The sequence below is a fragment of the Streptomyces katrae genome (genome assembly GCF_000966975.1).
GTDB classification, from domain to species: Bacteria; Actinomycetota; Actinomycetes; order Streptomycetales; family Streptomycetaceae; genus Streptomyces; species Streptomyces katrae.
Genome location: NZ_JZWV01001625.1, coordinates 1 through 255, shown reverse-complemented (window position 1 = coordinate 255; position 255 = coordinate 1). Strand labels below are relative to the sequence as shown.

The 255-nt window shown below is 75.3% G+C and carries 1 protein-coding gene; it reads right to left on the bottom strand.

Features of this window, described 5'->3' with window-relative positions:
- The coding region (locus VR44_RS39700) for a S26 family signal peptidase (RefSeq protein ID WP_045952560.1) at positions 1 to 255 on the bottom strand (255 nt) is incomplete at both ends.

The window sequence follows — 255 nt, the reverse complement described above, 5'->3', positions numbered from 1 at the left end:
CCCCTGCACGGCCGCCCGCCGTCGGCGGAGCAGCAGCCAGACGACGCCCAGAACGGCGGACGCCGGCAGGGCCAGGACGCCGACGATGATCAGCCAGCCGTAGAGGACCCCGACACGCAGGGTCTCCTCCTGGGGAAGGGCCACCCCGAGCACCTGTGCGACCGGCGCGGTGCCGCCCGGCGTGGTCCGCAGGCGGAAGCGGGAGTCCGCCGAGTTGCCGCGGTTGTCGCCGAGGAGGAAGACACGCCCCTGCGG